A 25,627-nucleotide genomic window follows, 5' to 3' on the forward strand; every position below is an offset into this window, starting at 1 on the left:
CGCCTGGGCCGCCACGCCCGCCACTACCTCGCCGTGTTCGACCACGGCAAAGCCGTGGCGCTGTATCACAGCAAACGGCTGGCCTCACCGGGGCAGCGAATCGTCTTGTACGCCAGCGATCGTGGCTGCAGCGCCCCGGGCTGCGACGTCAAAGGGTATTACTGTGAAGTCCACCATGTGATTCCGTTCGCCGAGTCGCCCACCACCGACATCAACCAACTCACCTTCGCCTGCGGCCCCCACCACAAACTGGCCGACCAAGGCTGGACCACCCGCAAAAACACCCACGGCGACACCGAATGGCTCCCCCCAGCCCACCAAGACCGCGGCCAGCCCCGCACCAACACGTTCCATCACCCCGAAAAACTGCTCCGCGACGGAGACGACGACGAAACGGAACCCCCATAGCCGCCACCACAATTACATTGCAGCGCAACACCATACCGCGGCAGACGCAAACCACAGACAGGCCGTCAAACCTCCCTGCGCGGATCGGCACCACCAACGGCTTCAGCTCACGCCGCTGGCGCCGTGACTCACCAGCGGGGGGGTCGCAGCCTGACGCAGCACCATGATGGCGAGGGCAGGAGAGGTCCGGCACGGTACCACTAGGAGATTTGCCGATGTTTCAACGCCAGTGACCCACATCAGCCGTTGGTGGCCAATGATTCCAACGTGGTTCGCCATCCTCATACAGTTCAGCAAGTCCAGATCTGGCGAACCCGCCACCGACGACCAATTGATGCTGATTGCCGCAATGTCGCCCAGTCGCGTGGACAGCGCATCAATGAGGTCGGGAAGCTCCTGCGCTATCGAGGCCTTGTGCGGCCACCATCCCCCGTCCAATGGTGCACCCAGGTCGGTCGCCAAGGTGAGCCGCACCGGGCTGGCCACGCGGTGTCCGTGTACGGTCGCGTTCACGAAGCGTCCGTGGTTGCCAACGCCACCGTGCGGACAGTCCGGGCGGTGACACCAGGCTGCGCGGCCCACTCCCGGCCGCAGGGCATCAACGAAATCGTCACTGCCAGTGCGCTATTCCGGCATTGCTCACGGAGTTCCATCACGATCCGTTCGTCTAGGTGCGACCCGACACACGCATGTGAGGGACCGACAAACGAAGCCCATCAATGATCGTCACGTCCGCTGTGGTGACACCCGAGGATCCGGTTGTCTAATAAACGTTCACCGGAGACGCTACACCCCGCAGAGGCTCGAACCGCAGAATGTTTGAAATATATTGAGCCAAAGGCTAATTCGTCGATGATCAGGCGGGCGTGCGCTCGCGGTACGGGCTACCGCCACCCAACGTGCTACCTTGAGGGTGGATGTCGTTTCCGTGCATCCATTCTAAAAAGAAAGAAGTTGGAAAAGGTATGACACAGGGAACTGTGAAGTGGTTCAACAGCGACAAAGGCTTCGGTTTCATCGCTCCTGACGGCGGTGCAGAGGATGTATTCGTTCACTACACAGAAATACTCGGAAGCGGTTATCGGTCGCTTGAGGAGAACCAGCGGGTTCAATTCGAGGTCGGCCAAGGCGCCAAAGGACCCCAAGCGACGGGAGTGACACCCGTCTAAGAGACCGCTTCGTCAGGTGGGCCGGCAGGCAGTGTCTCGCCGGCCCACCGCTCGGTTGCCTGCACTAGCCTTTATCCGCTCGAGCGGCGTACGCTCTTGAAACCGGGACCAGCCAGGCCCCATACGAAGGGGCCAGTCGTGTCCGATAAGTCTCCCCGCCAATCTCTGGGCAAGAAATCCAGCCAGACACTCAAGCAGAAACGCGCTGCCAAGCGCGCCAAAGCGGAGCACACAGCCGCCCGGGACGATGCGCTGAAGCCGAAACGCCACTGAGACAGTGGCTTTTGCGGACATGACACCTCGTCGATAACGTATCCCACGTCGCATTTCTTGAGCTGAATTCATTGGCGCGCCAACTCTTTCGGCATAATTGCCGGTCAGCGCGCCGAAGCGCAAGCCGAACGCTGTAAACAGCCGGGTGCGCTCTGGTTGCCGACTGCGAGTAGTATCTGACCATCGGCGGTTCCTCACACGCGACCATCTGAGATTGCGTCATCACCGATAAATCGGTTTGGCCGGATCGCGGCCAAGACGGGAGCGTCGGATGACGCGAAAACGAGGCTCAACCATAACCGGTTCCCGGCACACGCCGCCGGAGAACACTCCCCGCTTGCGCTTGAAACCCAAGGCGCCCACTACCGGGTACGTCGATGGGGCATGGTGGCCACACTCCGACGATCTTCCAATTGAATTGCCGGATCTGCTAGCAGTACTGTCCGTTAGGCTCGGCCCCATCGACCGCGTGACATACCACCTCGCCGAATGGGCGGAAGCACCGACAAAGATGCGCATCGGTCAACGAATGGTAAGACTTTCCGGTTACCACCGGCAACCGGCGAATACCGTCGAAGTGTTCGGTGCTAACCAAAAGATCGTCCTGCTGGTAGTTCCCCATCACACCGACCCGAACCGCGCACATGACTATATGATGGCGGCTGCCACCCGGAATAACACCTCGACAACCGACTGGCTACTGCATGACTAAAACGCGGGAGGGGCAACAGATTTCTTCGGTTAGGTTGTTATTCAACTGGTTCGGGTAGAGATTGCACCGCTGCTAATGGCGCCGGCCGGTTAGGCGAATGCTTCGTGACATGTGATGTCATCTGCGTGACGACTGAGCGGCCCTTGTCCAGAAACATACTTACACGCTCAGGTCGAGCACGTCGCCGCGAGCTGTCACCGCAACATTCAGTCCGCAGCCTGCTCGTAGCGGGTTCACCGGTTGCATACCAACAACTTTGACTCCGGCGATCATGTGGTTCGGCAATCAACTGCGCTATCAGGTCGGCCAACTCACGTTGTCCGCCCGGCGCGCAAATCCGCGCGGTGAATCCGCGACATTGGGTCGTCGTCATCGATTTGCGGCCTCGACAGCTTACCCGGTGGCGCTCCAGCCGACCGGCTCGCGGAGCTGTCCGGCTGGGCCAACGACGAGTCGACCAGCCGATGTAACCGTTGGTTATTCCTAGCGGTAGTCCATCGCCATTTGCATCGACGCCTCGGTGCTCGGGTGATGATTGGGCCGCATATTGCGAATCGGCACCGCCACGAGAATCCGCCATGGTCCCGGCAACTTGTACTCGCGGGCCGCGCGCCGCCCTCGGGCCGTCACCATGTCCCGTGAGACGGCCAGCAACGGCCAGATTGCCAGCAGCGGCAGCCGCCAGGTGGGCGCTTGCGGTACCCCGTCGATCGGGCAGTGCGGCAACCGCCAGACCACAGCAGCCGGCCAGCCCCAGCACCACGCGGGGCAACGCGGCCAAGACACGGAGACCGCCGGCGGTGAGGATGAGGCAGCCGCCGCTGTTCACGAAACCGGCCGTCGTTATCCATGCGCCCCGACCGCTGGCCGCCAGAATGCTCAGCGTCCCACTGACCGGGTCATAGTTGCGCGTTCGCCGCTGTTACCCGGTGATCTCGGACAGACCATGAGCCTGCCGCTCGCTCTTCGCTTCGACCGTTCGGCGGCGCGCGTGCCACCCGAACACCAGGATCCACGAGACGGCGACGAGCGCGAAGACGGCTATCGCGACCGGGCCGGACCACCCGGACGGATAAACCACTCCGGTGATGTAGTGCGCGATGAAACCGTCCGGTGGCAGCGGCGCCATCCCGGCATGTGCCCTACCCCATCGCTCAAGGCCCGTCAGCGGACAGTTGAGGTGCCCGGTGAAGCTCACCACCGACCACGCCACCGCGAACGCGTGACAGGCCATCGTCCGACTCCATCGCAACGCGACAAACCCGCCGACCACCAGGTAGGCGATGTAGGCGAAGTGGGCGGCAACCACCACGACGACCACCGCGATGTACATGTCTCCGGTCAACGGGTGCACCTTCCATAACCCATCCAAGGGCGCTTACCACGGTAGATCGAATGTCCCCCGGTTTCATCGAGACGGCACACGGCCGGCGGTACGGAGCTCTCGTCGAGCGGCGGTCATCGATTCCGCGACTTAACACCTGCCCAACGGGGTAACCGGTGGGCGTGAGGAGCAGCGCCCAGCGTCTCGATGGATTTCGCAAGCGGTTGTCCACGCAGTCACGTCCGCGGTGTCCGGGTCAATGTGGCGTTCACTTCGGTGTTCGCCCCGTTCCACGAGATCACGCCCGACGAATACCGCCGCGCCACCGAGGTGACCTATCTGGGCTTCGTCTGGGGCACCATGGCGGCGTTGCGGCGCATGCGCCCCCGCGATCACGGCACGATCGTTCAGGTCGGGTCGGCCCTGAGCCACCGTTCGATCCCGCTGCAGTCGGTCTACGGCGGGGCCAAACACGCGGTCAACGGGTTCACCGAGTCGTTGCGCACCGAGTTGCTGCATGACAACAGCAACGTCCACGTGACCGTCGTCCAAATGCCGGCACTGAACACTCCGCAGTTTTCCTGGGTGTTGTCCCGGCTGCCGCGACAACCGCAACCGGTACCACCGATCTACCAACCCGAGGTCGCGGCGCGCGCGGTCTACTATGCGGCGAAACACCCCAGGCACAAGGAATACTGGGTGGGCGCCAGCACCACCGCGACCCTGCTGGGCCAGCGGCTTTTTCCCGCCCTGCTCGACTGCTATCTGGCCCGCAACGGCTACTCGTCGCAGCAGACCGATCACCCCAACACTCGAGACGCCAATCTGTGGCAACCGGTGGACGACGGAGACGGCAAAGATTGTGGCGCGCATGGGGATTTCGACAGTCGCTCGCACGCGGTCAGCGCCCAGTGGTGGCTGCGCGAGAACGCCAAACCGCTGGCGGTGGCGGCGGGCGCGGTACCGGCCGGCGTCGCCGGCGTCGCCGCTCGCCACTGAGTGCGTCGAGCGCGACTCCGCCCATTCCGCCGCCGAAATGAGGCGAAGCGGGTTGGCTCCGCACAGTTTCGGCAATCTGCGCTGCCATTGAACCAACACCTGAACCAACACCGGATATCCGCCCATAACCCACTGAACTGACAGCCCAGGCGAAATACCCATCACTGCAATCGATTTCGCGACCTACTCGGTGCTGCCTCGATAGCCGGGTAGGGCTGCTACCCTAGCCGGCTATGGGTGCCTTGGATGGACGCGTGGCCTTCATCACCGGCGGGGCCCGGGGGCAGGGGCGTGCACATGCGTTGGCCCTGGCAGCCGCGGGAGCGGACATCGCCATCGGCGATGTGCCCGCGCCGATGGCAAACCTGAGCTACCCGCTCAGCACCGAAGCTGACCTCCGCGACACGGCCAAACTCGTGGAAGAGCTGGGCCGGCGCTGTCTACCGATAACCCTCGACATCCGCGACCCGGCCCAGGTCGGCACGGCCGTGGAGCAGACGCTCGCCGACCTGGGCAGCCTCGACATCGTCGTGGCCAATGCCGGCATCGTCAGCACCGGACCGCTCGAGGACGTGAGCGATCAGGTGTGGCAGCAGCTGGTGGACACCAACTTGACCGGTACCTTTCACACCCTTCGCGCGGCCATACCGGTGATGCGCCGTCAGCGCTACGGCCGGATCGTGGTGACATCCTCGATGGGCGGGCGAATGGGCATCCCCGAACTCGCCGCGTACAACGCCACCAAGTGGGGTGTCATCGGACTGGCGAAGTCGCTCGCCCTGGAGGTTGCCAAGGAGGGCATCACGGTCAACGTCGTCTGCCCGACCACCACCCAGACCCCGATGGTGCAGCCGACGGGAAGTGACGACGTTCCCGACGATCTGGTGCGCCGCATGATGAAAGCCAACCCGATCCCGCTGCCGTGGCTGCAGCCCGAGGATGTCAGCCGTGGAGTGGTCTACCTGGTCACCGACCCCGGGGTCATCACCGGCAGCGTCTTGGAGATCGGCCTCGGCGGCAGTGCCCGCATCAATTGACGTCGCGTCGGGATCGGCCGCTGCGGAATCCGAAGTGACCGCGCGATCCGCCCGGTGGCCCAGAGTCCATAGCGGGCGGCGCGTTGGGTCACCAGACTTGGACACCGGAGCCAGCACCCGGAACGTTCACTGCGTGAGGCCGGCAGCAACCCCGCCGTCGTGTTCGGCTTGTGGTGGGGCGTTCTGGGAGTCGGCACCCGGCTACTTGTCGCGGGCATCAGCCAACTCACCAAAACCGGGGCGCACCGCGCGCGGCATTCTCGCAATCGAGGACGCGGGCGCCGAACAAGTGGTGCACGAGCTCGGCTAGGCGAACCTCAGCATGGGGCTCATCGGCCTGGTGAGTCCGTTCACCGGTGGCTGGGGAATCCGCGCAGCCGTAACAGGTGCGGTGTACCTCGGCTTCGCGGGCCTGCGCCACATCGCCAAGCGCGGAAAGAACGCCGACGAGACCGTCGCCACCCGGACCGACCTACTGGTCTTCGTCATGGTGACAGTGGGCGCCATCGCCATTGAGGTCCGCGAGCTGACACCGCCCCTGACTCGTGGTGGCAGGTACAGGATTCGAACCTGTGAAGCTTTCGCGACGGATTTACAGTCCGCTCCCATTGGCCGCTCGGGCAACCTGCCGCCAGACAGGTTACAACGACCGGGTAGACAAAGCACATAGGGCTATCGAAGAAGGGACCGATCGAATGGCGGACTCATCGTTCGACATCGTCAGCAAGGTCGACCGGCAGGAGGTCGACAACGCGCTCAACCAGGCGGCCAAGGAACTGGCCACGCGATTCGACTTCCGCGGCACCGACACCAAGATCGCGTGGAAGGGTGAGGAGGCCGTCGAGCTGACCTCGTCTACCGCGGAGCGCGTCAAGGCCGCCGTCGACGTCTTCAAGGAAAAGCTGATCCGCCGCGACATCTCGATGAAGGCCTTCGACGCCGGCGAGCCGCAGGCCTCCGGCAAGACCTACAAGGTCACCGGCACCATCAAGCAGGGCATCAGCAGCGAGAACGCCAAGAAGATCACCAAACTGATCCGCGACGAGGGGCCCAAGACCGTCAAGACCCAAATCCAGGGCGACGAGATTCGCGTCACCAGCAAGAAGCGCGACGACCTGCAGGCCGTCATCGCGATGCTGAAGAACGCCGACCTGGACGTGGCGCTGCAGTTCGTCAACTACCGATAGGTGCTGCCCGGGCCGCACCGAACGTAATGCCACGGCGAGATTTCGCGCGGCGCCAATTTTCGCACTGGCGTTACGCTCGCGGCGCCCCATTCGCTTCATGCAGTAACCGCGGCAGCCATCCCGTGGCCCGACCAACCGGTGGGTGCCTACTCTGGATGAGGCATACCCGAATCCAAGCGAGGTTTGGCATGACCGTGAGCCCTCACGAAGCCATCGACACGGCCTACTTCGACGTCGTCATCGTCGGCGCCGGGATCTCCGGCCTCGGCGCGGCCTACCGGCTGCTGCAACGCAACCCCGAACTCTCCTACACCATCCTGGAGCGGCGCGAGCGGATCGGCGGCACCTGGGACCTGTTCCGCTACCCGGGGGTGCGCTCCGACAGCAGCATCTTCACGCTGAGCTTTCCCTACGAACCATGGACCCGAAAGGAAGGCGTCGCCGACGGCGACCACATCCGCGAGTACCTGACCCACACCGCCCACAAGTACGGCATCGACCGCCACATCCGGTTCAACAGTCACGTCTTAGCAGCGGACTGGGATTCGGCCACCGACACCTGGACCGTCACCTTCGAGCAAGGCGGCGTCGCACAGCAATGCCGCAGCCGGTTCGTGTTCTTCGGCAGCGGTTACTACAACTACGACCAGGGCTACACCCCCGAATTCCCCGGCATCGAGCAGTTCGGCGGCACCGTGGTGCATCCGCAGCACTGGCCGGAAGACCTGGACTACGCCGGCAAGAAGGTCGTGGTGATCGGCAGCGGGGCCACCGCGGTCACGCTGATCCCGTCGATGGCGGAAAGGGCCGGCAAGGTGACGATGCTGCAGCGCTCGCCGACCTACCTCATCTCGGGGTCCAAGTACAGCAGGTTTGCCGCAGGTGCTCGTAAAGTACTGCCCCGCAAGGCTTCCCATCTGGCGATCCGGATGTACAACGCGCTGCTGGAGGCGGCGTTCTGGTTCCTGTCCCGCAAGACGCCACGACTCATCAAGTGGCTGCTGCGGCGAATGGCGATCAAGAACCTGCCCGCCGGCTACGACGTCGATACCCACTTCAAGCCCACGTACAACCCGTGGGACCAACGGCTGTGCCTGATTCCCGACGCTGACCTCTACACGGCCATCGCCGACGGGCGCGCCGACGTCGTCACCGACCACATCGACCATTTCGACGCCACCGGCATCGCGCTCAAGTCCGGCGTACACCTCGATGCCGACATGGTCGTCACCGCCACCGGCCTGCAACTGCAGGCCCTTGGCGGTGTCAAGATCAGCTTGGACGGCGTCGGGATCAATCCGTGCGACCGCTTCGTCTACAAGGCGCACATGCTCGAGGACGTGCCGAACTTGTTCTGGTGTGTGGGCTATACGAATGCGTCCTGGACGTTGCGGGCCGACATGACGGCGCGGGCAACGGTAAAGTTGTTGGCGCACATGGCTGCTCACGGCTATACCCATGCCTACCCGCACCGCGGCGACGAGCCGATGACCGAGAAGCCCTCCTGGGACATTCAGGCCGGCTATGTGCTGCGCTCGCTGCACGCGCTGCCCAGGTCGGGCACCAAAAGGCCGTGGAATGTGCGGCAGAACTACTTCGCCGATGCCATCGACTACCGGTTCGACCGCATCGAGGAGGCGATGGTGTTCGGCCGTGCCGCCGACCGCGCGGCGGTAGTGGGCTAACGGCAGGCAGGCGCCCTAGCTAGGCGGGTTGCGCCGATTCGCCGGCCGGGATTTTTTTGCCGCAGTTCGGGCAGAACTTCTCGGCTGGGTGGTGCGCCGCTCCGCAGTTGGCACAGAAGTGCGGCTCACTCGACGGGGCGGGAACAAGGCCCAGTGGCCGGACGGTGCCGGTCGCCCGCGGCGGCTGAGTATCCGCAGCAGCGGCTGCGGCGGCTTCGGCGGCTTCCGCTTGGGCTTCGGCTTCGGCTTCGGCTATGGCTTGGGCTTCGGCTTCGGTGCGTCGCAGCCGACGGCTCTTGCGCACCATGAAGGTCACCCAGCCGCCCACCGTGAGCAGCAGCAAGACGCCGCTTACCGTGTACCACACCGGTTTTGAGCGAAGAAACACCGGCGCGTCACCGTACTGCTGACGTAGGTTGGCCGCGCTCGTCTTGAGATCGGCCACGCCCGGATAGTCGGGTGACAGCGCCAGGGCCTGATCGAAATCGTAGATCGCCTCGCTGTACTGGCCCGAGAAATAGTGGTTGAGTCCTTGGCGGTAGTACAGGTCGGCGGGTCCGAGCATCGGCTTGACACCCTTGCCGGCCAGCAGCGCCGCGAGACTGTCTGCGGGCGCGATGAAGTTGAACGGCTGCGGTTCGCCGACGGGGCCGAAACTGTTCACGCCGATCACCTTGCCGTTGAGTTCGACGGTGGGCCCGCCGCTCATGCCCTCGGCGACCGGGGCATCGATCTCATAGATCGGACTCGATTCCATGGTCGACTTCTTGCTCACCTTGCCGCTCTTGTTCGTCGGGTCCAGCGACATACCGGTGACCCGCTGCGTCGTCTCCGGGAAACCCACGGCGAGAACCGGTGCCCCGATACTGACGTCGGCGTCGGTGGCGAGCTCCGACGACGGCAGGTTGTGCTTTTCCACCTTGAGCAGCGCGACGTCGCCTTTGCCCATCGGCCGGAAGTCCACGACGGTGGCCGGGAGCTTCTCGGCGAGCTTTGTCCCGGTTCCGTATCCCAGCATGAGGCTGATCTCGGGCCCCCGGTCGGGGGTCTGACCTTCGACCCGCGCGTTCTTGGTGAGCCAGTCCAGCGTCGCGCCGGGATTGTGGCCCACCGGCGAGTCGGGAAATTGGGCGACGAATTCACTGGCGGCACGCTTGAGTATCAGCTGCTTGGCCGTCTCCGGATCGACGCAGTGACCTGCGGTCGCCACCCACCCGTCGGGATTGACGACAAATGCGGTGCAGGTCCACGTCGCAGTGAAGGGGATACCCGAACCTTCGCCGAACAGTGACAGCAGCTGGCCGTCGGGCAGCCGAACCTGACCGTGAGCCTGGGCCGCAAGATATAGGACTGCCGGCCGGATCAGCGCTGCCGCTCGCTGTTCCGGGTTCGCCTGCGGGCGTCCGCCGTCGGCGGACGCGACACCCGGCGACCCGGCCAGCAGCACCAACGCGGCCGCGATCAGCAGTACGAACGTCCGGACGCTACAAGAGGGTAGATATCTCTCGCGCGGCGGTCTCGCTCGTCGCGACATGATTCCTCCTCGATAGAACAGCTATCTTCACGATCCCGGCGTGGTTGCCCCGCCGGGTAGGGGCCGAAGTCCCATGCTCGGAGGTCGTTGGTTTCGACTTCGTCTCCGGGTTCGCGGGCGGCGATCAACCGCTGTCAAATGTCGGGTTACCGCAATAGGCTGTGCCCCATGGCAGCTGAAAAGCGCGAACCCAAAGTCGTTGTCCTCGGTGGCGGTTCCTGGGGGACCACGGTGGCGTCCATTTGTGCACGGCGGGTGCCGACGTTGCAGTGGGTGCGCTCAGAGGCGACCGCCAGCGACATCAACGCCAATCACCGCAATAGCCGCTATCTCGGCAACGACGTCGTGCTCAGCGAGACGCTGCGCGCCACCACCGATTTCTCCGAAGCCGCCAACAGCGCCGACGTCGTCGTGATGGGGGTGCCCTCGCACGGATTCCGGGGTGTGCTTACCGAGCTGAGCAAGGAACTGCGACCCTGGGTGCCGGTGGTGTCCCTGGTCAAGGGGCTCGAGCAGAGCACCAACATGCGGATGTCGCAGATCATCGAGGAGATCCTGCCCGGTCATCCGGCGGGCATCCTGGCCGGTCCCAACATCGCCCGAGAAGTCGCCGAGGGCTATGCGGCCGCGGCGGTCCTGGCCATGCCCGATCAACATCTGGCCACCCAGCTGGCAGTATTTTTCCGGACCCGGCGCTTCCGGGTGTACACCACCGACGACGTCATCGGCGTCGAAATGGCCGGGGCGCTCAAGAATGTGTTCGCCATCGCCGTCGGCATGGGCTACTCGCTGGGCATCGGCGAGAACACCCGGGCGCTGGTGATCGCCCGCTCGCTGCGGGAAATGACCAAACTCGGCGTCGCGATGGGAGGCGACACCGAGACCTTCCCAGGATTGGCCGGTCTGGGTGATCTGATCGTCACCTGCACCAGCCAGCGCAGCCGTAACCGCCACGTCGGCGAACAACTGGGCGCGGGCAAACCCATCGACGAGATCATCGCGTCGATGAACCAGGTCGCCGAGGGCGTCAAGGCGGCCAGCGTGGTCATGGAGTTCGCCAACGAGTACGGGCTGAACATGCCCATCGCTCGCGAAGTCGACGCCGTCATCAACCACGGCTCCACCGTCGAACAGGCCTATCACGGCCTGATGCTCGACGAGCCCGGACACGAGGTCTACGGCTCAGGGTTTTAGCTTCGCTTGCTGATGCCAGCGCGGCGTTCTACATAGTCAGCGCCCATCGCACCGGAAATCTGCGTTCGGTATGCGCGCTGCCCCGGCTGACGCAGGCGTTGGCTGCCATCCCGGAACGCACCGCAGTCACGCCTCATATCGCGGTCAACTAGCTCGACCACGCTGCGCAGCCAGCGATTACGGACTGGCAGCGTCAGCACCACGCCACTGGCGGGAATGTGCACGTCCATGGTGGCCTCACGAGGGGCCATTCGTTGCGGAAAGTACCACTAATCGAACGGGAAACGTCCGAAGCTGCCGCCTGATTGACGATCCGCCAGCTTCTGAACTACCCAATGATTCATCGAAACACGTTGTTCGGCAGCCTCAATGGCGAGGCGGGCGTGAAGCGCCGGTGAGGTCCTGATCACCAGGGTGCCGCTATAACTGCGTTCGCTCAGTGGTGTCGGCGCCTCCTCGCCGCACCCGCGCAGAGCAGACACATGCTGATCAACGGCGTCCTCTATAGCGGCGATCGCTTCCTGCGCTGTCGGCGCCCTCCCCGTCAGGTATGGCATTTCGACGCAGGTACCTATGTGTTCGTCATATTCGGGGCACCATTGCACGCGGTAGGTGTATCGGTTCATGCCGGATTGGTAGCAGATGCGCTCGCGGTCCGGCAGTCACCCGGGGCCGCTCCCCGCTCCTCAAAGGAATAGACCCCCCGCGAATCTGATAGCGCAGGCGCTAGCGTATTCGAACAGGCCCACATGGTGCCCACGCACAATTAGGTCTCCAAGGAAATAGGAGCCCGCTAAATCTGATAGCGCAGGCGCTAGCGTATTCGAAAAGGCCCACATGGTGCCCACGCGCAATTGGCTCTCCAGGGAAATATGACTCCGCCAGATGTGATAGCGCAGGCGCTAGCACATCTGAGAACTCCTAACCGCGTGCCATCTCCTCCAAGCGGCGGATGCGGTCCTCGATCGGCGGGTGCGTCGAGAACAGCGACCCGATCCGCTCGCCCGCCCGGAACGGGTTGGCGATCATCAGGTGCGCCTGGCTGGCCAGCTGCGGCTCCGGCGGCAACGGAGCCATCTGCACGCCACCGGAGATCTTGCGCAAAGCCGACGCCAATGCCAACGGGTCACCGGTCAAGACGGCACCCGATTCGTCGGCCTGGTATTCGCGGGACCGCGACACCGCCAACCGCACCACCGTCGCGGCGATCGGGCCCAGCAATGAAACCAGAAGCAATGCAAAAGGATTGCTGTTTTCCCGGTTGCCGCCGAACATGCCCATCCACATGGCCATGTTGGCCAGGGCGGTGATCACCGACGCCAGCGCGCCGGCGATGCAGGAGATCAGGATGTCGCGGTTGTAGACGTGCGACAGCTCGTGGCCCAGCACCGCACGCAGCTCCCGCTCGTTGAGGATCTGCAGGATGCCGGTGGTGCAGCACACCGCGGCGTTGCGGGGGTTGCGGCCGGTGGCGAACGCGTTGGGCGCAGCGGTATCGCTGATGTACAGCCGCGGCATGGGCTGGTGGGCGGCGGTGGCCAGCTCGCGCACGATCCGGTACATCACCGGCGCCTGCAGCTCGGAGACCGGCTGCGCATGCATGGCCCGCAGGGCCAGCTTGTCGCTGTTGAAGTAGACGTAGACGTTCATCCCGACGGCGAACAGCACCGCCAGCCACATTGCCGTCGTACCGAACAGCCGGCCGGCGAACACGATCATCGCTGACATAACGACCAACAGCAGGAACGTCTTCAGCCTGTTGGCATGCGGATGCCAGGTCATCAGTGTGTGTCCTCCTACGAACACCTCGGCTTGCCGATTTACTGCTGACTCAACGTCCGGAAGGGTCCGCCGGGTTCCGCGGCGCCGATAATCCCTGCTAGCCGTGCCGGCTGGCGGTGTAGTCGACCAGCGCCGCCAGTGCCCGCCGGCCCGGAACATCGGGTAGCAGGTCCAGCTCGTGACGCGCCGCGGCGGCGTACTGGCCCAGCACCTCCTTGGCCTTGGCCATCCCCGGCGACGCGCGCAACAGCGCCAGCGCCTCGAGCACCGCGTCGTCGTCGTGGATGGGTCCGGCCAGCAGCGCACGCAGCCGCGCGCCGTCGGGCCCGGTGTCGCGCAGCGCGTAGAGCATCGGCAGCGTGCGCACGCCTTCGCGCAGATCGGTGCCGGGCACCTTTCCCGACTCGTCGGATTCGCTGTCGATGTCGATGATGTCGTCGGCGATCTGGAACGCGGTGCCGACGATGCCGCCCAGGCGGCTCAGCCGCTCGACCTGATCACTGTCGGCGCCGGAGAACATGGCACCGAACCGGCCCGCGGCCCCGATCAGGCTGCCGGTCTTCTCGTGCACCACCGTCAGGTACTGCTCGATCAGGTCCACCCCTTCCGGGGCGCCGCGAGTCTCGCGCATCTGACCGGTCACCAGGGCAGCGAAGGTGTCGGCGACGATCCGCACCGCGGCCGGTCCCAACCGCGACACCAGCCGCGACGCCGTCGCCAGCAGATAGTCGCCGGCCAGAATGGCGACGTTGTTGCCCCAGCGCGCGTTGGCGCTGGGGGCCCCGCGGCGGACCTCGGCCTCGTCCATCACGTCGTCGTGGTAGAGCGTCGCCAGGTGGATCAGCTCGACGACCGCGCCGGCGATGATCACTTCCTCGGCCTCCGGGTCCGGCCCGACCTGGGCGGACAGCACGGTGAACAGCGGCCGGAACCGCTTACCCCCGGCCTTGAACAGGTGCAGGAGCGAGTCGATCATCACCACATCGGCGCTGCGCAACTCGGCGTCCATGAGCTGCTCGATCCGCGCGACACCGGAACGCACAGCCGTGGCGAACCGGGCGTCCCCGAAGTCGACGCCTGCCACCACGGTCGCCGGAGTTCCCATTCGACCAACATACTGGTGAGCATGAAGACCCGAGCCGACCTGGTAGTCGTGGGCGCCGGACCGGCCGGGTCGGCGGCGGCGGCCTGGGCCGCCCGCAGCGGCCGGGACGTCCTCGTCATCGACTCCGCCGGTTTCCCGCGCGACAAAGCCTGCGGTGACGGCCTGACGCCGCGGGCGATCGCCGAACTGGAACGGCTGGGGCTCGGCCGGTGGCTGACCGGCCGCATCCGCCACCACGGCCTGCGGATGAGCGGATTCGGCGGCGAGGTGGAAATCGCCTGGCCCGGACCGTCGTTCCCGGCGCACAGCAGCGCGGTGGCCCGCACGGAGCTCGACGAGCGCATCCGCAAGGTCGCCGAGGACTCCGGGGCCCGTATGCTGCTTGGCGCGAAAGTCGTTGCGGTGCATCATGATTCGTCGAGACGAGTGGTGTCGGTCAGGTTGGCCGACGGTACCGAGGTCGGCTGCGGGCAGTTGGTCGTCGCCGACGGGGCGCGGTCGTCGCTGGGCCGCAAGCTGGGCCGCCGGTGGCATCAGGAGACGGTCTACGGCATCGCCGCCCGCGGTTACCTGACCACCGAGCGCGCCGACGATCCATGGCTCACGTCGCATCTGGAACTACGCTCGCCCGACGGCGCCGTGTTGCCCGGCTACGGCTGGATTTTCCCGCTGGGCAACGGCGAGGTGAACATCGGCGTGGGCGCGCTGTCGACCACCAAACGACCGGCCGAGCTGGCGCTGCGGCCGCTGATGTCGTACTACACCGACCTGCGCCGCGACGAGTGGGGCTTTCCCGGCGAGCCGCGGACGGTGGCGTCGGCGCTGCTGCCGATGGGCGGCGCGGTTTCCGGAGTGGCCGGGCCGAATTGGATGTTGATCGGCGACGCCGCGGCGTGCGTCAACCCGCTCAACGGCGAAGGCATCGACTACGGGCTCGAGACCGGGCGGCTGGCCGCCGAAGTGCTGGACGCACGCGACCTGTCCCGGCTGTGGCCGTCGCTGCTGCACGACCACTACGCCCGGGGATTCTCGGTGGCGCGCAGGCTGGCGTTGTTGCTGACCTTCCAGCGGTTCCTGCCAACGACCGGTCCCGTCGCGATGCGCTCCACCAGACTGATGACCATCGCCGTGCGCGTGATGGCCAACCTGGTCACTGACGACGACGCCGACTGGGTGGCGCGGGTGTGGCGCGGCGCCGGGCGGGCGTCGCGGCTGATCGATCGCCGGCCGCCGTTCAGTTGAGCCCTGCGGTACGTGTGACGAGGTGTATAGTCCGGCTAATGAAGGGAACGGGGCTGGCTCTTATCGCCTCCACGGCCGCGCTGGCGGTGGCTGCCATCTCACTGGCCGCACCCGCACAGGCCGACGACTACGACTACACGTTCAAGCAAACCGTCAACAGTTTCGGCGTTTACGGCCCGCAGGATCAGCTCGCGTGGCTGGCCAAGATCAGCTGCGAGCGGCTGGAACGAGGCGTCGACCACACTGCCTACAACTCGGCGACGTTCCTGCAGCGCAACCTGCCGCGCGGAACCACCCAGGGGCAGGCGTTCCAATTCCTGGGTGCCGCGATCGACCATTACTGCCCCGAGCAGGTCGGCTTTCTGCAACGGGCCGGCACCAGCTAATCGGGTTCGCCGGGCTTGTACCCGGCATGCAGCGCCACGATTCCGCCGGTCAGGTTGCGCCACCGCACCGCCGACCACCCGGCCCGCGCAATGTGGCCGGCCAGGCTGGCCTGGTCCGGCCAGGCCCTGATCGACTCCGCCAGGTACACGTAGGCGTCGGGGTTGCTGGACACCGCCCGCGCCACCCGCGGCAACGCCCGCATCAGGTATTCCTTGTACACCGTGGCGAACAATGCGCTTGTGGGCGTGGAGAATTCGCACACCACCAACTGCCCCCCGGGGCGAGTGACGCGGGCCATCTCGCGTAGCGCGGCCGGGAAGTCGGCCACGTTGCGCAGCCCGAAGCTGATGGTGACCGCGTCGAACACCCCGTCTGCGAACGGCAGCCGAGTGGCGTCGCCGGCGACCTTGGGCACCTTGCGGCCGCCACCGGCGGCCAGCATCCCGACCGAGAAGTCGGCCGCCACACACCATGCTCCGGATTTCGCCAGCTCCACGGTGGAAACCGCCGTGCCCGCGGCCAGGTCCAGCACCCTGTCACCGGGACCGATCCGCAACGCCGACCGGGTGGCGCGCCGCCAGTAACGGTCCCGGCCCAGCGACAGCACGGTGTTGGTCAGGTCGTAACGGCGGGCGACACCGTCGAACATCGACGCGACGTCGCGGGGATTCTTGTCCAGGGCCGCGCGACTCACCAGCCAGACGCTACCCGCCTCGGCCGAGCGGCGAACTGCCCGCCCGTGACCACCGTTGCCAGCACGGGCCCGTCAAGCGCGGATCAGCCGGGCAGGCCGTCGTCGCCGCTCGCCCCCGTCTGACCGGCCTGGCCAGCAACGCCGCCCGACAACCCCGCTCCACCAGAACCTCCGGACCCCGGGTTGCCGCCGGTACCGCCGCTACCGGCGCTGCCGCCGGCGACCGACGCGCCAGCATGGCCCCAAAGCCCGCCTGCCCCGCCAATACCGCCACTTCCGCCGTCGCCGCCGGCACCTCCGGTGCCGCCGTTGCCGCCGTTGCCGCCGTTGCCGCCGGCACCGACCAGGTTCCCGACAACCAAGCCGGTGTTACCGCCGGCGCCGCCGACACCGCCGTGGCCGCCCATGCCGCCGCCGCCAGCACTCCCCCCGAGGCCACCGGCGCCGCCATCGCCAATCAGGAAGCCACCGTAGCCTCCGGCACCCCCGGCGCCGCCGGTACCGCCAGTGCCCCCGCTACCTCCGACACCTCCAAAACCACCCGCTCCGCCGTTACCGTTGGCGCCGCCGCCCGCGACGGGTCCGGCGCCGCCGCTGCCGCCCTGACCACCGGCACCGGCGTCCGCGCCGACGCCACCGGCACCGGCACCACCACCCGCGCCGCCGGATCCGCCGTTGCCGATCAGCAGGCCGCCATGACCGCCGGCGCCTCCGGCGCCCCCGGAGCCGCCCGATCCACCCGCGGCGCCAACGCCGCCCGGCCCGCCCGAACCGCCGGCGCCGGCCACGAAGCCCGGCCCGCCGGTGCCGCCGGCGCCACCCTGCGCGCCGGTACCCCCGGCGCCGCCGGTGCCGCCGGTGCCGGCGTGTCCCGAGGAAGTAAAGGAAGTACCGCCCCATTCACCGCCCGTGCCACCTTGCCCTCCCAGGGCGCCCGCACCGCCGTTACCTCCGTTAGCGCCATTGCCCGCTATTTGGACGCCGAAGCCGCCATCGCCGCCCGCACCGCCCGGGGCGCCCACACCGCCGTTACCCCCCACACCTCCATTGCCCCCGTAGATCGTGCCGCTGCCGCCGACACCGCCGGTACCGCCCGCCTGCCCCTGGGTGGGGCTGCTGACTCCATTGGTGCCGGGCCCACCGTTTCCGCCGAAGGTTCCAGGGATACCCGGTGAACCGTCGCTCGCCGGGGGGCCGGCCGGCAGCGGGCTGGGGTTGACGCCGCCGGCGCCGGTCGCACCCACTCCGCCCGCCCCACCGGCACCGCCCTGACCGAAGAACCAGGCCGATCCCCCGTTGCCACCCGCCCCGCCATTCTGGCCAGGCACGATGGCGTTGCCGCCGGCCCCACCGGCCCCACCGGCGCCGTACAACAACCCGCCGCTGCCGCCATTGCCGCCGGGCGCACCCGGCGCACCCAGACCACCGCTGCCGCCCGAACCGAACAGCCCGGCGTCACCGCCGTTGCCGCCACCGGGATGAGTGCCACCGCCGGATCCGCCGCTGCCGCCGTTGCCGAACAGCAGCCCGCCGGCCGCGCCGTTTTGCCCGGTCCCAGGAGCCCCGTTGGCGCCATCACCGATCAGGGGGCGCCCCAGTAGCACCTGCGTGGGCGTATTGACCACCCCCAGTAGCTGCTGCTCAAGGACCTGCAGGGGTGAGACGTTAGCGGCTTCAGCGGCCGCATAGGCATTCCCGGCAGCAGTCACGGCCTGGACGAATTGGCCATGAAACGCCGCCACCCGGGCGCTCAGAGCCTGGTAGTTCTGGGCGTGCGCAGCAAACAACGCCGCGATAGCCGCCGACACCTCGTCAGCACCCGCCGCCGCCAGAGCCGTTGTCGGAGCGGCCGCCGCGGCGTTGGCCGCACCGATTACCGACCCAATGCCCGCCAAGTCCGCTGCGGCGGCTGTCACCAGCTGTGGTACGGCAATCACATACGACACCACGCCGATCCTCCTCGCCGGCCCCCCGAACACGCCGATGCTATCGCCGTGCCGGGTTGCGCATCGGCAAATTGAGCAACCAGGCGCCCAATGCCGCGACACGAGAAGGACACCGACAGTCGAAACCTGAAGCGTGCCTTAGGCGTGGCGCATTCGCCACACCGAATCGCGCGCCCGAGCAGCCGGCGACAGCACCGCCGCGTAGTGGCCCAACAGCTCGTCGCAGATCACCGGCCAGCCGCGGCCCAGCACGCTGCGCCGCGCCGCGAGTGCATAGCGGTTGCGTTCGCAGACCAGGTGGGCGACGGCGCCCGGCAGCCGGGCCTCGAACTCGGCGACCGGCAGCAGCAACCCGGTGCGGTAGGGAACAACCAGGTCGCGGGGGCCGCCGGCGTCGGGGGCGATCACCGGCAGCCCCGACGCCAGCGCTTCCTGCACGACCTGGCAGAACGTCTCGTGTTCGCCGGGATGCACGAAGACGTCCATGCTGGCATATGCCCGCGCGAGCTCTTCACCGTGCAGAGCTCCGGTGAAAAGTGCTGTGGGCATTGCCGATTCGAGTTTGCGCCGGTCCACTCCGGCGCCGACGACGACCAGCCGCACCGCGCCGGAGGCACTTAGGGACGCGAGCCGCTCGACATGCTTCTCGGGGGCCAGACGGCCGACGAAGCCGACGATCGGCCGGCCGTCCGGCGACCATTGCCGGCGCAGCGCTTCGTCGCGGGCGGACGGTACGAACCGGAGCAGGTCGACTCCCCGTCCCCACCGGTAGACCCGCGGGATGCCTTGGGCGGCAAGGTCTTCCATGGTTGCCGTGGACGGCGCCAGGGTGCGGTCGGCAAGACCGTGCAGATGGCGAAACCAGGCCCACGCGGCGCGCGACATCAGCGGAATGCCGTAGCTGGCGGCGAATCCCGGTACGTCGGTCTGGTACACCGCAACCGTGGGCACGCCCAGACGGCGGGCCGCGCGCAGCCCGCCGTAGCCGAGCAGCGCCGGTGACGCCAGATGCACCATGTCGGGGCCGAAGCCGCGCAGCACCCGAAGGATTCGTGGGGCCGGCACACCCAGGGGCAGCGTGGTCACCTTGGGGAACATCCGCGCCGGCACCCGGTGGACCCGGACACCGTCGTGCAAACGGTCGGCGCGTGGCTCACCGGGCGGGTTGTCCGGGGCGATCACGATGGCCTCATGACCGGTGCGGCGCAGGTGCTCGAGGATGCGCAGCACCGAGTTGCTGACACCGTTGACGTTGGGCAAAAACGACTCGGCGACAATCGCAACGCGCACCCGGCCACGGTGTCAGGCGATATTGTCGGCAAGGTTTCCGACCGGCATACGCGGCGCGAAAACTAGCCGCAGGGTGGGCTGCTCAGGTGCTTGTCCAGCCGCCGATCGAGCAGGGCCAGACCGATCAGCGCGACCGTGGCGGCCAGCCAGGCCACGACCGCGATGGATCCGGCGGGGATGATCGCCAGCCCGGCGTTGCGGTGCTGTACCCGGACCAGATTGGGATCCTTCTTGTTGTATTCGACGTAGATCCGCATGCCGGTGGCCAGCTCGGACGGATACAGCACGCCGAGTTCGGGCCGATAGGTCACCCGCTCGGGTGTGACGAACTCGATGGTGGACCGGCGCGGCCCGGCGCTGAGCACCTCGGCCTGCGCGACCCCCATGTTGCGTTGGATGGCCAGGTCGTTACGCCAGGCGCCGGCCACCAACAGCACCGACTGCAGCGTGACCAAGGCGGCGACGATCAGCACGGTGATGCGGACCCACCGCACCACCCGACGCCGCCAGGTATCCGCCAGTTCTTCGCTGGTTCCGTGAATCAGGATGCGCAGCGACTTTTTTGGCGAGATCACAACGCCGCCTTGATGGCGGCGTGCAGTTGCCGCAGCGACGACCGGTCCGCCTTGACCTCGAGCACCCGCAGTCCGGGGTTGGGTTCGTCCAACGCGGCCGGCAGCTGCTCGGCCTCGATCTGCCGGCTCTCCACGTGGTAGGCGCGACACAGCGCGCCCACGTCGACGTCGTGGGGGGTGCCGAAGATCCGTGACGACACGTCGGAGAACCTCGGGTCACCCGGCTCGAGCAGTTCGAAGATGCCGCCGCCGTTGTCGTTGGACACCACGATCGTCAGCCGCTGCGGTGTGGGTTCGGTGGGGCCGATCAGCAGCCCGGAGCTGTCATGGACGAACGTCAGGTCCCCGATCAGGGCGATGGTGCGTCCCTGGTGTGCGGTCTCGTGAGCCCGCTCGAATGCCAGAGCCGCCCCGATGGCCGTGGAGACGGTGCCGTCGATGCCGGCGACGCCGCGGTTGGACCGGACCAGAATGCCCTCGGTGTTCAGCCCGACCAGGGCCGCGTCGCGCACCGGGTTGGACGCTCCGAGAACCAGCTGGTCACCGGGCCGCAATGTGTCGGCCACCGCGGCGGCGACGTGCAGACCCGTGGTCAGCGGGTGAGCCGCCAGCTGCTCGCGCACCGCGGCGAGCGCGTGGCGATTCAGGTCCGCGCAGCGGCGCAGCCACTTCGGGCTGGGGGCGCCGGTGACGACCGCCCGCGTGCCGGTGGCCTGCGAGTTGCCCGAGACGTCCGGCCAGCGCGGCCCGGTCGTCAGCGCGTAGACCGGAACTTCCGGGTTGGCCAGCAGAGCTGACACCGGCCGGTGCAGCGTCGGGCGGCCCAGCATGATCACCTGCTGGGGACGCAGCAGCGGCAGGGTGAGCGGATGCAACGGGTTGGGCGCATACGGCGCGGTCGGCTCGGCGACGGTGGGCAACTCCACCAGGTTGGGGTGCACCCCGGCACCGTGCCCGGCGATGACGACGGTATCTGCCGACACGTCGATGTCCAGCGGCTGATCGAAGGTCACGGGCGGCGTGTGGGTCCAGGGTCTGCCGTCGAGACGGCCCGGTGGGGTAGCGACGTTCAGGTGTTCCGGATCGGGCACCAGGGGTTCGCGCAGCGGGATGTCGAAATGCACCGGTCCCGCGTTGGCGCTACGAGAACCCTTGGCGGCCACCAACACTCGGCACGTCGCCGACCGCCACGTCGCGTTGAGGGCGGGCAGGCGCTCCGGCGCATCCTCGGCCAGACCCAGGCTGATGGTGGCGCGGACCTGGGTGCCGAAGTAGCCCAACTGCTCCATGGTCTGGTTGGCGCCGGTGCCCAGCAGTTCGTAGGGCCGGTTGGCCGAGAGGACGATCAGCGGCACCCGGGCGTAGTTGGCCTCCACCACGGCCGGGCCCAGGTTGGCGACGGCGGTGCCCGACGTCATCGCCACACACACCGGCGCGCCCGCCGCGACCGCCAGCCCGATCGCCAGATAACCGGCGGTGCGTTCGTCGATGCGCACGTGCAGCCGGATCCGGCCGGACCGGTCGGCGTCCTGCAGCGCGAACGCTAGCGGCGCGTTTCGGGAGCCTGGACACAGCACCACGTCGCGGACGCCGCCGCGAATCAGCTCGTCAACGACGACGCGGGCCTGTGTCGTCGAGGGGTTCACCAGTACAGGGTGTCACAACCGGCCGTCAAGGCGTTGCGGCCTTGACGGTGGCGAAGAACCTCAGCACCGCGGCGTTGACGGCCTCCGGCCGCTCGAAGAAGCCGAGGTGTCCGGCGTCGGGTATCTGCAGGTAGCGGCCGTTGGGCAGGGCATCGGCAACCTCCCGTCCCAGATGCGGCGGGGTCACGATGTCGTCGGCGAAACCGATCACCAGCACCGGGGCGGCGATATTGCGGTAGGCGGGCAGCCGGTTGGTCTGCGGCGAGCAGTCCAATTGACAGCGAAGTCCCGGTGTCTGCTTGACCGGCCACATGGAGAACATTGCGATCCAATCGGCCACGGCGGTGTCGTCGTTGAGCGTCTTGCGCGAAAAGCTTTCCAGCAGGCGAGCTCTCGCATCGTAGGCCGGCGGTAACTGGGTGCCGGAGTCATACAGCTCGGCCTCGGCGGTGCGGAAGAATTGCCGGGCGCGGTCCAGCCGGCCGCGGGTGGCCATCAATACCGCGGCGCTGACCAGTTCGGGCCGCACCACCATCAGCTCCTGGGCGATGTAAGCGCCCATGGACACCCCGACGATGCGCACCGGGGCTATGTCCAGGGATTCGATCAGCGCCGCGGTGTCGTTGACCATGGTCTGCGTGGTGAAGCCTTCGGCGTTTTCGGTGGCGCCGATCCCGCGGTTGTCGAAGGTGACGCAGCGATATCCGGCGGCCAGGAACGCCGGGACTTGATGTGGGTGCCAGGTCCGTCCGGCACCGCCGCGACCGGCGACGAAAAGGACCGGCTCACCGGTCCCTTTGTCGTCGTAAGCCAGGTTGATCACCCGAACGACGCTACAGCAGCGGGTAACAGGCCCTGATCCGATCGATCCACCATTGCCGCCGGTCAAGCGACGCGGCCAGGGCGTGCAGCCGCGCCGGGTCGGGCGTGACGGGCCCGACCGCCAGACAACCGTCGGCGGACGCCGGGATCTCGGTGACGTCCTCGACGAACAGCCCCCCGGTGCCCAGCCCGCAGGCGTGCTGAAGTTCAGGTAGCGCCGCGGCGGCGGTGAGGCCGTGGCTGATGCCGACGGCCGAATCCAGCGCGCTGGAGATCACCACCGGGATGTCGAGCTGCGCGGCGATGTGCAGCACGGCCGAAACCCCGCCCAGCGGAGCGACTTTGAGCACCGCGATGTCGGCGGCCCCGGCGGCGGCGACGGCCAGGGGGTCGTCGGCCTTGCGGATGGATTCGTCAGCGGCGATCGGCACGTCGATCCGGCGGCGCAATTCAGCGAGCTCGGCGACGGTGGCGCAGGGCTGTTCGAGGTATTCCAGCGGCCCGTCGGCCGTCAGCGCGGCAGCCGCCTCGGCGGCCTCGGTGACGCTCCAGCCGCCGTTGGCGTCCACCCGCACCGTCGGGACCAGTTGTCGCACCGCGTTGACCCGCGCGACGTCGTCGGCCAGGCGCTGCCCGGGCTCGGCGACCTTCACCTTGGCGGTGCGGGCGCCGGGGAACCGGGCCAGCACCTGCGGCACCTCGGCGGCGCCGACGGCCGGCACGGTGGCGTTGATCGGGATGCGGTCGCGTCGCAGCGCCGGCGGCTCGCGGTAGGCGGCCTCGACGGCTGCGGCCAGCCAGGCGGCGGCTTCCCGGGGCTGATATTCCAGGAACGGTCCGAATTCGCCCCACCCGGCCGGCCCGTCGATCAACGCCACTTCCCGGGTGGTGATGCCGCGGAAGCGCACCCGCATCGGCAGCGCCACCACATACAGGCGGTCAAGCAAGTCCGCCAGCGCAGGCGTCACTGCCGATAGACCTGCCGGCCTGCCAGAAAGGTCGCCCGCACCTCGAGGTCGGCGATCTCCTCGGGCGGAACCGTCCGCGGATCCGCCGACAGCACCACCATGTCCGCGTATTTGCCGACCTCCAGCGAGCCCACGACATCGTCGGCGAACATCTGCCAAGCGGGATCGATGGTCTGCGCGCGGATCGCCTGCTCGACGGTCAACCGCTCCTCGGGGCCCAGCACCCGGCCACTGGGCGCCACCCGGGTGGCGGCCACGCTGATGTTGCGCAGCGGTTCTTCGGGGGTCACCGGTGGGTCGTTGTGCAACGAGATCCGCATGCCGGTGGCCACCGCGGACCCGGCCGGCATCCAGCGGGATCCGCGTTCCGCCCCGAACAGCCCGTCGACGACGACGTCACCCCAGTAGTGGATCTGGTCGACGAAGATGCTGCAGGTGACGCCGAGGGCGGCCGCCCGCTGCAGCTGGTCGGGCCGGATGGCCCCGACGTGCTCGAGCCGCAGCCGGTGATCGTCGCGCGGGTGCCGGCGCAGCACGTCTTCGTAGACATCGAGGATGGTGTCGACGCCGGCGTCACCCTGCACGTGGCAGGCCATCTGCCAGCCGTTGGGGAAGTAGGCGCCGACGATCTCGGTGAGCTGTTCGCGGGTGTAGTTGGCGCAGCCGCACGAGCCGGGCGCCACCCCGATGGTCCGGGTGGCGGCCGTGTCCAGGTAAGGAAAGGACAGGTCGATGTTGCCGATATACGGGGAGCCGTCCACCCAGATCTTGATTCCCACCTGACGCACGATGTCGTCGCCCTGGCCGGGTGCGGCGTCGGTGGACATCCGCGCATTGGACATCTCGTAAGTACGCAACCGGACGGTCAGGTCGTCGCGGACCTGCTCGACCAGCGGCCCGTAGGCCGGATCGAAGGCCATCTCCGAGCACATCGTCAGCCCGGCACGGTTGAGCCGGGCACATTCGGCCCGCAGCATCGCCGGGTAGTCACTGGGTTTGATCGCATCGCCCAGCAGCGAGAACACCGCCCCGATCTCTACGGCGGTGCCGTCGAGTTCCCCGTCGGCGTCGCGGCCGTAGCTGGAACCCTTGGGATCCGGGGTGTCGCGGGTCAGCCCGTTGACGCGGGCCGCATGCGAGTTGAAGTAGGCCTTGTGGCCGGAGTTGTGGATGATCACCAACGGCCCCTCGGGTGCCGTGTCATCGAGCCAGGCCAGGGTGGGCTCAGGCAGACCCGACTGCAGCAGCGGGTCCCAACCGTTGAAGTAGGCGCCCTCGGCTCCCCGTCGGGCGACCTCGCCGCGGATCGCGTCGACGACGGCGTCGGCCCTGCCGATGGTGACCGGACGGATGTCGACGAACCGGTCCGACAGCGCGACCGCTTCCATCAGCGGATGGCCATGTGCCTCAACGAAACCCGGCATGACACAACCCGAGCCCAGGTCGAGGGTTCGAGTGTCGGGGCCGATGAGCCCGTTGACGTCGGACCGGTTTCCGACGGCGACGATCCGGCCGTCGGTGACGGCGAGCGATTCGGCGGTGGGCCGCGTCTCGTCGACGGTGAGCACGGTTCCGATGATGACGAGATCTGCATGGGCCATGAGCGGCGATCCTACTGATAGGTTCGGCCCGCGAGGGTGCGGTCACC

The 25,627-nt window shown here is 67.3% G+C and carries 27 protein-coding genes, 1 tRNA gene and 1 pseudogene; 12 read left to right on the forward strand and 17 right to left on the reverse strand.

The features are described from left to right. Positions 1–408, forward strand: a 408-nt coding sequence (locus AWC07_RS16430; protein WP_139829735.1) for an HNH endonuclease signature motif containing protein, incomplete at its 5' end; no start/stop codon positions are given. A gap of 102 nt (positions 409–510) precedes the next feature. Here the strand turns inward: AWC07_RS16430 and AWC07_RS28830 are convergent. Beyond that, on the reverse strand, positions 511–990 hold the full coding sequence (locus AWC07_RS28830) for a DUF5994 family protein (RefSeq protein WP_341865250.1): 480 nt from the start codon (positions 988–990) through the stop codon (positions 511–513). A gap of 383 nt (positions 991–1,373) precedes the next feature. Here AWC07_RS28830 and AWC07_RS16440 point away from each other — a divergent pair, with 383 nt between their 5' ends. The 3 genes from AWC07_RS16440 to AWC07_RS16445 all read left to right on the forward strand — a co-directional run bounded on the left by AWC07_RS16440 (position 1,374) and on the right by AWC07_RS16445 (position 2,562). Continuing rightward, entirely contained in the window at positions 1,374–1,577 is a 204-nt protein-coding gene (locus AWC07_RS16440) for a cold-shock protein (RefSeq protein WP_036412397.1), read from the forward strand. Positions 1,578–1,715: 138 nt separating this feature from the next. Next, on the forward strand, positions 1,716–1,850 hold the full coding sequence (locus tag AWC07_RS29375; protein ID WP_279628891.1) for a hypothetical protein: 135 nt from the start codon (positions 1,716–1,718) through the stop codon (positions 1,848–1,850). Between the two features lie 271 nt (positions 1,851–2,121). Next, on the forward strand, positions 2,122–2,562 hold the full coding sequence (locus AWC07_RS16445; RefSeq protein WP_036412395.1) for a DUF5994 family protein: 441 nt from the start codon (positions 2,122–2,124) through the stop codon (positions 2,560–2,562). Between the two features lie 483 nt (positions 2,563–3,045). Here AWC07_RS16445 and AWC07_RS16450 read toward each other — a convergent pair whose 3' ends face one another. After that, positions 3,046–3,300 (reverse strand): hypothetical protein, encoded by a 255-nt coding sequence (locus tag AWC07_RS16450; protein ID WP_036412393.1) that lies wholly within the window; start codon positions 3,298–3,300, stop codon positions 3,046–3,048. A gap of 184 nt (positions 3,301–3,484) precedes the next feature. Further along, complete coding sequence (locus AWC07_RS16455; RefSeq protein ID WP_244187612.1) at positions 3,485–3,907, reverse strand: DUF2784 domain-containing protein; 423 nt, start codon at positions 3,905–3,907, stop codon at positions 3,485–3,487. A gap of 186 nt (positions 3,908–4,093) precedes the next feature. On the opposite strand from AWC07_RS16455, the gene AWC07_RS16460 reads away from it, so the two are divergent. The 3 genes from AWC07_RS16460 (at position 4,094) to AWC07_RS27670 (ending at position 6,232) form a co-directional block, all read left to right on the forward strand. After that, on the forward strand, positions 4,094–4,885 hold the full coding sequence (locus AWC07_RS16460) for an SDR family oxidoreductase (protein WP_084293479.1): 792 nt from the start codon (positions 4,094–4,096) through the stop codon (positions 4,883–4,885). Between the two features lie 233 nt (positions 4,886–5,118). After that, the gene (locus tag AWC07_RS16465) at positions 5,119–5,922 is read left to right on the forward strand and encodes a mycofactocin-coupled SDR family oxidoreductase (RefSeq protein ID WP_036412392.1); all 804 of its coding nucleotides are present in this window, start codon (positions 5,119–5,121) and stop codon (positions 5,920–5,922) included. 133 nt (positions 5,923–6,055) lie between these two features. Beyond that, positions 6,056–6,232: a hypothetical protein gene (locus AWC07_RS27670; protein ID WP_167380091.1), complete on the forward strand. Its 177-nt coding sequence runs from the start codon at positions 6,056–6,058 to the stop codon at positions 6,230–6,232. Between the two features lie 236 nt (positions 6,233–6,468). Here AWC07_RS27670 and AWC07_RS16475 read toward each other — a convergent pair. Then, positions 6,469–6,552 (reverse strand) — tRNA-Tyr (locus tag AWC07_RS16475). A gap of 65 nt (positions 6,553–6,617) precedes the next feature. Here AWC07_RS16475 and AWC07_RS16480 point away from each other — a divergent pair. Both AWC07_RS16480 and AWC07_RS16485 read left to right on the forward strand, forming a co-directional pair. Further along, entirely contained in the window at positions 6,618–7,109 is a 492-nt protein-coding gene (locus AWC07_RS16480; RefSeq protein WP_036412388.1) for a YajQ family cyclic di-GMP-binding protein, read from the forward strand. Positions 7,110–7,297: 188 nt separating this feature from the next. Continuing rightward, positions 7,298–8,794, forward strand: a complete 1,497-nt coding sequence (locus AWC07_RS16485; protein WP_036412386.1) for a flavin-containing monooxygenase — start codon at positions 7,298–7,300, stop codon at positions 8,792–8,794. 19 nt (positions 8,795–8,813) lie between these two features. On the opposite strand, the gene AWC07_RS16490 is transcribed toward AWC07_RS16485, so the two are convergent. Then, on the reverse strand, positions 8,814–10,328 hold the full coding sequence (locus AWC07_RS16490; RefSeq protein WP_085105146.1) for a trypsin-like peptidase domain-containing protein: 1,515 nt from the start codon (positions 10,326–10,328) through the stop codon (positions 8,814–8,816). Positions 10,329–10,496: 168 nt separating this feature from the next. Here AWC07_RS16490 and AWC07_RS16495 point away from each other — a divergent pair, with 168 nt between their 5' ends. Further along, positions 10,497–11,522: an NAD(P)H-dependent glycerol-3-phosphate dehydrogenase gene (locus AWC07_RS16495; protein ID WP_139829736.1), complete on the forward strand. Its 1,026-nt coding sequence runs from the start codon at positions 10,497–10,499 to the stop codon at positions 11,520–11,522. Here the strand turns inward: AWC07_RS16495 and AWC07_RS29845 are convergent. From AWC07_RS29845 to grcC1, 4 genes are all read right to left on the reverse strand, one after another. Beyond that, the gene (locus tag AWC07_RS29845) at positions 11,519–11,752 is read right to left on the reverse strand and encodes a hypothetical protein (RefSeq protein ID WP_139829737.1); all 234 of its coding nucleotides are present in this window, start codon (positions 11,750–11,752) and stop codon (positions 11,519–11,521) included. The genes AWC07_RS16495 and AWC07_RS29845 overlap by 4 nt on opposite strands. 39 nt (positions 11,753–11,791) lie before the next feature. After that, the gene (locus AWC07_RS16505; RefSeq protein WP_036419559.1) at positions 11,792–12,148 is read right to left on the reverse strand and encodes a type II toxin-antitoxin system HicB family antitoxin; all 357 of its coding nucleotides are present in this window, start codon (positions 12,146–12,148) and stop codon (positions 11,792–11,794) included. Between the two features lie 295 nt (positions 12,149–12,443). Beyond that, positions 12,444–13,304, reverse strand: coding sequence for a zinc metalloprotease HtpX (htpX, locus tag AWC07_RS16510; RefSeq protein ID WP_036419561.1), 861 nt, complete (start codon positions 13,302–13,304; stop codon positions 12,444–12,446). 97 nt (positions 13,305–13,401) lie between these two features. After that, complete coding sequence (gene grcC1, locus AWC07_RS16515) at positions 13,402–14,409, reverse strand: nonaprenyl/(2E,6E)-farnesyl/geranylgeranyl diphosphat synthase (protein WP_036419563.1); 1,008 nt, start codon at positions 14,407–14,409, stop codon at positions 13,402–13,404. On the opposite strand from grcC1, the pseudogene menJ reads away from it, so the two are divergent. Together menJ and AWC07_RS16525 are read left to right on the forward strand one after the other, a co-directional pair. After that, positions 14,389–15,651: pseudogene (menJ, locus tag AWC07_RS16520) on the forward strand (menaquinone reductase); the annotation flags it as partial. The gene grcC1 and the pseudogene menJ overlap by 21 nt on opposite strands. 38 nt (positions 15,652–15,689) lie before the next feature. Further along, positions 15,690–16,037, forward strand: coding sequence for a DUF732 domain-containing protein (locus AWC07_RS16525; RefSeq protein ID WP_036419566.1), 348 nt, complete (start codon positions 15,690–15,692; stop codon positions 16,035–16,037). Here AWC07_RS16525 and AWC07_RS16530 read toward each other — a convergent pair. The 8 genes from AWC07_RS16530 to AWC07_RS16565 form a co-directional block, all read right to left on the reverse strand. Then, on the reverse strand, positions 16,034–16,732 hold the full coding sequence (locus AWC07_RS16530) for a demethylmenaquinone methyltransferase (RefSeq protein WP_085105147.1): 699 nt from the start codon (positions 16,730–16,732) through the stop codon (positions 16,034–16,036). The genes AWC07_RS16525 and AWC07_RS16530 overlap by 4 nt on opposite strands. 83 nt (positions 16,733–16,815) lie before the next feature. Next, a complete protein-coding gene (locus AWC07_RS16535) occupies positions 16,816–18,678 on the reverse strand; it encodes a PE family protein (protein WP_036418974.1) in 1,863 nt (620 codons plus the stop codon). Between the two features lie 138 nt (positions 18,679–18,816). Next, complete coding sequence (locus AWC07_RS16540; protein ID WP_085105148.1) at positions 18,817–19,968, reverse strand: glycosyltransferase family 4 protein; 1,152 nt, start codon at positions 19,966–19,968, stop codon at positions 18,817–18,819. A gap of 62 nt (positions 19,969–20,030) precedes the next feature. Then, positions 20,031–20,543 carry a DUF3592 domain-containing protein gene (locus AWC07_RS16545; RefSeq protein ID WP_036419614.1) on the reverse strand — a complete coding sequence of 171 codons (513 nt, stop codon included), beginning with the start codon at positions 20,541–20,543 and terminating at the stop codon, positions 20,031–20,033. Beyond that, complete coding sequence (menD, locus tag AWC07_RS16550) at positions 20,540–22,189, reverse strand: 2-succinyl-5-enolpyruvyl-6-hydroxy-3-cyclohexene-1-carboxylic-acid synthase (RefSeq protein WP_036419616.1); 1,650 nt, start codon at positions 22,187–22,189, stop codon at positions 20,540–20,542. Before menD ends, AWC07_RS16545 begins: the two co-directional genes overlap by 4 nt. A gap of 25 nt (positions 22,190–22,214) precedes the next feature. Next, on the reverse strand, positions 22,215–23,012 hold the full coding sequence (locus AWC07_RS16555) for an alpha/beta fold hydrolase (RefSeq protein ID WP_036419617.1): 798 nt from the start codon (positions 23,010–23,012) through the stop codon (positions 22,215–22,217). A gap of 10 nt (positions 23,013–23,022) precedes the next feature. After that, positions 23,023–23,979 carry an o-succinylbenzoate synthase gene (locus tag AWC07_RS16560; RefSeq protein ID WP_036419618.1) on the reverse strand — a complete coding sequence of 319 codons (957 nt, stop codon included), beginning with the start codon at positions 23,977–23,979 and terminating at the stop codon, positions 23,023–23,025. After that, positions 23,976–25,580 (reverse strand): amidohydrolase, encoded by a 1,605-nt coding sequence (locus AWC07_RS16565; protein WP_036419619.1) that lies wholly within the window; start codon positions 25,578–25,580, stop codon positions 23,976–23,978. The genes AWC07_RS16560 and AWC07_RS16565 overlap by 4 nt, the downstream gene beginning before the upstream one ends. Positions 25,581–25,627 lie beyond the last annotated feature (47 nt).

Origin of the sequence: Mycobacterium gastri (assembly GCF_002102175.1) — a bacterium.
GTDB classification, from domain to species: Bacteria; Actinomycetota; Actinomycetes; order Mycobacteriales; family Mycobacteriaceae; genus Mycobacterium; species Mycobacterium gastri.